The following is a 7408-nucleotide window of genomic DNA, read 5'->3' as shown; positions in this document are numbered from 1 at the left end:
TGTTGGTGTGGATTTAACTGGTGGCTGGTATGATGCTGGTGATCATGTAAAATTTAATCTTCCTTTGGCTTATACTGTAACTATGTTAGCATGGGCAGTATATGAAGAAGAGGCTACTCTTTCAAAGGCAGGACAATTAAATTATTTATTAGATGAAATTAAGTGGTCTAGTGATTATCTAATTAAGTGTCATCCACAAGCAAATGTATTTTACTATCAAGTTGGTAATGGAAATACAGATCACTCTTGGTGGGGACCTGCTGAGGTTATGCAGATGGCTAGACCATCCTATAAGGTTGATTTAAATAACCCAGGTTCTACTGTAGTAGGAGAAGCAGCAGCTGCCCTTGCAGCTACAGCACTTGTATATAAAACAAAAGATCCAACTTATTCAGCAACCTGCCTTCGTCATGCAAAAGAGCTTTACAATTTTGCAGAGACAACAAAAAGTGATGCTGGATATACTGCAGCAAGTGGGTTCTATACTTCCTATAGTGGATTTTATGATGAATTATCCTGGGCAGCTACATGGATTTACATTGCAAGTGGTGAAGCTACTTATTTGGATAAGGCAGAATCCTATGTATCCAAATGGGGAACGGAACCTCAATCTTCCACATTAAGTTATAAGTGGGCACAAAACTGGGATGATGTTCACTATGGTGCAGCTTTATTATTAGCAAGAATTACGAATAAAGCAATTTATAAGAATAATATTGAAATGCATCTTGACTATTGGTCTACAGGATATAATGGTAATCGTATTACTTATACACCAAAAGGACTTGCTTGGTTAGATTCCTGGGGAGCATTACGATATGCGACGACAACAGCATTTCTGGCAAGTGTTTATGCTGATTGGAGCGGATGTAGTGCAGGGAAAGTTAGTACCTACAATGCATTTGCGAAACAACAGGTAGATTATGCATTAGGAAGTGCTGGAAGAAGTTTTGTGGTTGGATATGGTGTAAACCCTCCTACAAGACCTCACCATAGAACTGCTCATGGTTCATGGGCAGACAGTCAGACGGAGCCAAATTACCACAGACACACCATTTATGGTGCTTTAGTAGGTGGACCTGGTAGTAATGATAGCTATGAGGATAACATTAATAATTATGTAAACAATGAAATCGCTTGTGACTATAATGCAGGGTTTGTTGGTGCTTTAGCTAAGGTGTATAAGACTTATGGTGGAACACCAATTGCAAACTTTAAAGCAATTGAAAACATAACAAACGATGAGCTATTTATTCAAGCTGGTATTAATGCTTCTGGTCCTACCTTTATCGAAGTAAAAGCATTAGTATACAATCAGACAGGTTGGCCAGCTCGTGTTACTGATAAATTATCCTTTAAGTATTTTATTGATATCTCGGAATATGTAGCAAAGGGATATACTAAGAATGATTTTACAGTATCAACAAATTATAACAATGGAGCAACCACGTCAGCACTGCTTCCTTGGGATGCTGCAAATAATATTTATTATGTGAATGTAGACTTCTCTGGAACAAAGATTTATCCAGGCGGGCAGTCTGCTTATAAGAAAGAAGTACAATTTAGAATTGCAGGCCCACAAAATGTAAACATTTGGGACAATTCCAATGACTACTCCTTTACACAAATCGCTAATGTTAGTTCAGGTAATACCGTAAAGACCACATTTATACCATTGTATGATACTGGTAAATTAGTATTTGGTAATGAGCCAAAGACTGGTGTTCCTTCTGCAAGTCTTGATAAGACTACCGCAACCTTTGACAAAAACCCAGCTGTATCCGCAGATATTCCAGTAACCATTAACTATAATGGTAATACGTTATCATCAATTAAGAATGGAGCAACAGTTTTAACGAAAGGTACTGATTATACCGTATCTGGTAATGTAGTAACGTTATCTAAGAACTATTTCTCTGCACAGAGCGCTAGTACGGTTACTTTAACATTTGTATTTAGTGGCGGTAACGATGCAACATTAAAAGTAACACTGGTAGATACTTCTCCAAGTGCATCTATTAATCCAAATGCTGCTGTCTTTGATAAGGCTAGTGGCAAACAGGAAAATATAGTTGTTACTCTTGCCCCAAATGGCAATACCTTAGTTGGGCTTAAGAATGGATCTAAAAGTTTGGTATCTGGAACTGATTATACCGTTTCTGGAACAACAGTGACGATTCTATCTTCTTATTTAAATCAATTTGCAATAGGAAATCAATCCATTGTATTTGAAATGAATAAAGGCACAAACCCAGTATTAGCAGTTACCATTAAGGATTCTTCTGTTGTTACAACCGGTAATATTAAACTTCAAATGTTCAATGGAAACTCTTCTGCAACAACAAATGGTATTGCACCAAGAATTAAATTAATTAACACAGGAACTACTGCAATCAACTTATCCGATGTTAAGCTTCGTTATTACTATACAATCAACGGAGAAAAGGATCAGGCATTCTGGTGTGATTATTCTACCATTGGAAGTTCTAATGTAAATGGTGCCTTTGTAAAGATGAGTTCACCAAAAACAAATGCTGATTACTATTTGGAATTTTCATTTAAGTCCGGTGCTGGAACATTAAATGCAGGACAAAGCATCGAAGTTCAAGGAAGATTTTCTAAGGTAGACTGGTCGAACTATTCACAAACAGATGATTATTCATTTGGTGATAGTAGCTCAAGTTATGCTGATTGGAATAAGACCACAGTATATATCTCTAATGTATTGGTTTGGGGAGTAGAACCGTAATTAGAGAAAAGTTATAATTATTTTTTAAAGAGGGGTTTATAACTTAGTATATACACGTCCTAAAAATGAGGTCCGACACTTGCCATGGGGCTGGTGTCGGACCTCATTTTTATCTAAAATTAAATAGTCTTCTATGATAACAATCGTTGATAATGATTGGATAATAATTGAAACGGAATATTTCATAGAGTATATTCGCTCAATGAAATATTTCGTTTTTATGTTAGTTTTATATGTTATTTTCCATAAATACATTCGTAAGAATTTTTTACGGTATTGTATGTATAAACTGCATTCCCATCTACTGTGACAAAAAAGTTTGTCACTAAAATACTCCTATTTTCTAATTTTGCATAGGCGCCAAAACTATAGCAAATTCGATCTTCGATTATCAGCTTTGAGTTATCCGATAAAATCAGGTAATCATCAATTTCAGCAGGTAACCCCGTTTGAAGAGTTGATAAGGAATGTATCATTTGGATAGCATCGTCTTCTAAGATAGTTAGGTCCTCGTTCACATTGTTATCAAGAACATAACTCCCAGCAATAGAATTCGAATTTTCAGTAAAGAAGTTATCGTCAGATAGCGTTAAATAATTCTGATCTAGGGAAAAGGTAAGGCTTACTTCATCGTTTGTAAAATGTTTTGCAGTTGTTCCATCAATATAGCCAATACCGCTGAGACGATTTACTCCAAGGCTGTTTCGTGCTAGTATATGAAATTCAAAAGAAGTGGAATCGTTTTGAATCATGGTTATAGTAGCGGTCGTTACACCTCTTAAGTCTTTGCGAACAAAAGTACCATTCCAATTGATTTCTGTATCGTCTTTGGTTGGGGTTATACTAAAGGAAGAAAATGGAGTATGCTTACCATCGGAAGTTAAACAGGAAAGCTCACCGGTATTCTTATTTACGAGTATTGCTGGTTCCAGTAATGTTAAGTTTTTGGTAACGATAAAAGAATAATAGTTCTTTGAATTAATTGTTATATTTTCTGAAAGTAATGATATGGTATATTTTCTAGTATTAATTTGCCCCTGAATTAAGGATAGAGCATCCTCCCCCGTTATTAATATATCCTCTGTAATAGGTAAAGCTTCGGGTTTATCGGTTATATTTGGAGCCCCCGTTACGGAAATCGTAACAGCAGGGGTAAGCTCACTAGAGGTACTAATCGAGGAATTGTTTGGACTTTGTGTTGCTTGACAACCACTACAAAGAATAGTGGACAGGATACAAAGCATAATCAGTTTACGAGATGACATAGTAAGCCTCCTTTATGATCATAGATAAGAATAGGATAATATCGGAATAAGGCAAATTTTAGGCAGAATTTTTAAATGTTTCTTAACTTTTTAATTTCCATTATAAAATTTTAACATACAGTTCAAAATGTGATATAATGTGTAACATTATCTAAAGTAAAGAGATTTAAAAGCAAAAGGATATTAAATTCAAATAACTCTTAAATCTTTAAAAAATCACTATGAGATCGGAATTGAGGAAATAATGAAGTATGACTATAGAGAAACAGTAGAATATTTATTACATTGGTATGATCTAAATGCAAGAATCTTGGAATGGAGATCAAATCCTAAGCCTTATTATGTATGGATTTCTGAGATTATGTTACAACAAACAAGGGTGGAAACGGTGAAATCTTATTTTGATCGGTTTATTAAGGAATTGCCAACCATAAAAGATTTAGCGGCAGTTGAAGAAGATCGATTGATGAAATTATGGGAAGGATTAGGTTATTATAATCGTGCCCGTAATCTTAAGAAGGCAGCCATTGTAGTTATGGATCAATATGATGGTGAACTACCAGCAAATCGAGAAGAATTAAAGAAACTCCCAGGTATCGGTTCGTACACTTCAGGAGCAATTGGTTCGATTGCTTTTCAATTACCAGTAGCGGCGGTTGATGGGAATGTGCTTCGTGTTATGAAACGTATTGCTGGAAGTTTCGATGATATTACGAAGGAGAAGGTAAAAAAAGAATTAGAAGAAGATATCGAAGCTATTATCCCGAAAGCTCGTCCAGGGGATTATAATCAATCACTTATGGAACTTGGAGCAACAGTTTGTCTGCCAAATGGTAAACCGCTTTGTGATAGATGTCCAGTTATGCATCTGTGTAATGCATTTCACAATGGAGACGAATTAAAAATACCGGTGAAACCGAAAAAAAAGGAAAGAGCGATCGAGGAAAAAACAGTACTTGTGATGGAATGTGCTGGCTCCTATGCAATCCGAAAGAGGACAGAAAGAGGACTTCTACATGGGCTCTGGGAATTACCTAATATAGAGGGAAAACTCTCGTTAAATCAGATGGAGGAACAGATAAAAATCTTAGCTCCTAATGCAAAAGTAGAGAGAAAACTAGGAGAGGCAAAACATATCTTTTCACACAAAGAATGGCATATGAACGGTTACTATATTAAGGTTGAAAGGAAAGAGGATGTTCCATTACCTGAATTAATATGGGTAGATAATCAAACTATTCAAAAGGACTATTCTCTTCCAACAGCATTTGAAGCATATCGCAAGGAATTGTTTTAAGTCTAATTCTCTTAGGAATGAATATTTACTGAATATTACGGGAAAATAAATTTTTGTTGCCAAAATAGGACGTTTAGTGGTAAGCTGTCAATAAACATAGGACAATCTGGGGAGGTTATGCAATGGAAGTAGATTTTTCATTATCCGCTTATCGGATTTTTAATGCGGTGGCAAAAACGGAAAATATATCTTTGGCAGCAAAAGAACTGTATATTAGCCAGCCTGCTATTAGTAAAGCAATCGCAAAGTTGGAGCAAAGTATGTCAGTTGCGTTGTTCACCAGAAATTCTCGTGGAGTGAAGCTAACAGAAGAAGGAAAACAGCTTTATTGCTATACTAGAACTGCATTTGAAACCCTGAAAGAAGGGGAAGATGCAATGAAGCGAATCCATCAGTTAGGAATTGGACACATTCGTATTGGTGTCAGTACGACATTATGCAAATTTATTCTTCTACCATTTTTAAAAGAATTTGTGGACGAATACCCACATATTCGATTTACGATTCAGTGTCAATCTACGCTTCAAACGTTAGATTTAATAGAAGAAGGAAAATTAGATATAGGATTAGTAGGTAAACCAGATACCTTGAAGGGAATGGTATTTAAAAAGGTTGGTGAGATACATGATATCTTTATCGCAACAAATAGTTACCTTGATAATCTAAAAATCAGAGAGGGAAGGGAACTTACCGGACGAGAATTATTAGAAAAGGGTAACCTTATGCTTCTTGATGAAAAAAATATAACCAGAATGTATATCGATGAGTATTTAGCAAAAAGGCAAATAAAACCTGTGCAGATACTAGAGGTAAGCAGTATGGATTTATTAATAGAATTTGCAAAGACAAGTTTAGGTATTGCATGTGTTATAGGAGAATTTGTTCAGAAAGAATTAGACTGTGGCGAATTAACGGAGATTGCTTTACCAGGAAAATTAGACAAGCGAGAGATAGGTTTCGTTTACATGAAAGAGAGAGGAAACCAGGAATCTGTTCGCAATTTTGTTCAAAAGATGGAGGAATTGATATGCGAAAGCCAAGGATGATTCTATTTGATTATGGACAGACCTTAGTGAAAGAGGTTGGGTTTGAGTCGTTGGAAGCAGAAGAGGCAGTATTATCAAGGGCAATCAAAAATCCATATGGCGTGACAGCGCAGGAGATGATTGCGTTTGATAGAGAATTAAATAAAGAAATTGGTAGATTTACAAAGGATACAATGGATGATTACAAGTTAGAGGTTCATAATCATCCATATCAAAGGTTTTTATATGAATATTTTGGTTTAGAATTTAAGGAAGATCCTTATGAGATTGAACAATTATTCTGGGATACCGCAGCACCGGGAGTTCCAACAGATGGTATCAAGGAAGTTTTAAATTACCTAAAAGAGAATGACATTCGTGTTGGGGTTATCAGTAATATATCGTTTAGCGGAGAGGCTCTAAGAAGACGTTTGGCTTCTGTTCTTCCAAAATATGATTTTGAGTTTATCCTTGCATCGAGTGAATATGTATTTCGAAAGCCAAATAAATTTTTATTTCAGTTAGCGCTTCGAAAGGCAGGATTACAGCCAAATGACGTATGGTACTGTGGAGATAACCTAAATTGTGATATCTTTGGTGCTTCTGAGGCAGGAATATTTCCAATATGGTATACTGGTGCGAATAAAACAGGTGGTTTTGATTATCTTGAGGATTGTGAGGCAAGTCACCCTGACATACCTTTATGTAAAGTAGAGGATTGGTATCAATTTATTGATTTTTTAAAGGAAACGGATTAAATATATCTTCGGAAATATAATCACTATCAGCAATCCAGATTACGATGCAAGAAAGCACCTTTTATTAGAAATATAAGTATTTTATGAAATCAGGCAAGTGATGGATGCACTAGTTTTATAGTGCCTTCCATCACTTGCCTTTTTACTGTTAAGGTGTTACAAATTCAACTTTAATTCTGTATGGGTTTTAAAAAAATACTGCGTAGTGTTCTCCGCCTCCTGCTCTGTGAGCTTGCGATGAGTACATAAATAATAATATAATTATAAGTCATATTAAATATTCATATTATATATTTTATTTATATCAACAAGTG

5 protein-coding genes are annotated in these 7408 nt (G+C 35.5%); 4 read left to right on the top strand and 1 reads right to left on the bottom strand.

Annotated elements, in window-relative coordinates:
* The coding region (locus RTP52_RS18215; RefSeq protein WP_312372805.1) for a glycoside hydrolase family 9 protein at window positions 1–2749 on the top strand (2749 nt) is incomplete at its 5' end.
* Window positions 2750–2985: 236 nt separating this feature from the next.
* Here RTP52_RS18215 and RTP52_RS18210 read toward each other — a convergent pair.
* Window positions 2986–4014 carry a hypothetical protein gene (locus RTP52_RS18210; protein WP_312372804.1) on the bottom strand — a complete coding sequence of 343 codons (1029 nt, stop codon included), beginning with the start codon at window positions 4012–4014 and terminating at the stop codon, window positions 2986–2988.
* 244 nt (window positions 4015–4258) lie between these two features.
* On the opposite strand from RTP52_RS18210, the gene mutY reads away from it, so the two are divergent.
* From mutY to RTP52_RS18195, 3 genes are all read left to right on the top strand, one after another.
* Entirely contained in the window at window positions 4259–5311 is a 1053-nt protein-coding gene (gene mutY / locus RTP52_RS18205; protein ID WP_312372803.1) for an A/G-specific adenine glycosylase, read from the top strand.
* Between the two features lie 122 nt (window positions 5312–5433).
* Window positions 5434–6357 (top strand): LysR family transcriptional regulator, encoded by a 924-nt coding sequence (locus RTP52_RS18200; protein ID WP_312101027.1) that lies wholly within the window; start codon window positions 5434–5436, stop codon window positions 6355–6357.
* The gene (locus RTP52_RS18195) at window positions 6339–7094 is read left to right on the top strand and encodes an HAD family hydrolase (protein ID WP_312372802.1); all 756 of its coding nucleotides are present in this window, start codon (window positions 6339–6341) and stop codon (window positions 7092–7094) included. The genes RTP52_RS18200 and RTP52_RS18195 overlap by 19 nt, the downstream gene beginning before the upstream one ends.
* Window positions 7095–7408 lie beyond the last annotated feature (314 nt).

This window comes from Lachnoclostridium sp. (assembly GCF_031997925.1).
In the GTDB taxonomy this organism is placed as follows: Bacteria; Bacillota; Clostridia; order Lachnospirales; family Lachnospiraceae; genus Lachnoclostridium.
The sequence above is the reverse complement of the archived record's forward strand: the minus strand, read 5'-3'. Positions and strand labels throughout refer to the sequence as shown.